This is a genomic window from Sedimentibacter sp. B4, assembly GCF_000309315.1.
GTDB classification, from domain to species: domain Bacteria; phylum Bacillota; class Clostridia; order Tissierellales; family Sedimentibacteraceae; genus Sedimentibacter; species Sedimentibacter saalensis.
Genome location: NZ_CANG01000584.1, coordinates 1 through 340, shown reverse-complemented (window position 1 = coordinate 340; position 340 = coordinate 1). Strand labels below are relative to the sequence as shown.

The following is a 340-nucleotide window of genomic DNA, read 5'->3' as shown; positions in this document are numbered from 1 at the left end:
TATCGGTGTCGCTCACGCCCAGATCACTGAGTGAGAACGGCAGTACCGCGGTGTTCGTGTCGAACACGTTGGTATCCATCGGCCCGACGTAGTCGAGGAAGTTCACCGAATAGGCGGCGAACGGTGTCCCACTGGCGTCGAAGATCAGCGACAACGGCTGGTCCGCCGAACCCGGGTAGTAGACCACCCAGTAGTTCGCCTCGCCGTCGTTGTCGGTGTCGACCGCGACGTCCACCTCACCGGAGACCTTCATGCTGGTCCAGTTGCCCCAGGTGGAGAACCCGAACCATCCGATGTCCGCGCCCGGCAGTGAACCCACACCGGTGTACTGCAGGTCGAG

At 62.4% G+C, this 340-nt stretch carries 1 protein-coding gene; it reads right to left on the bottom strand.

Annotation, left to right across the window (positions count from 1 at the left end; genetic code table 11):
- A partial coding sequence (locus BN358_RS26670) for a hypothetical protein (RefSeq protein ID WP_040583215.1) occupies nucleotides 1-340 on the bottom strand: 340 nt, incomplete at both ends.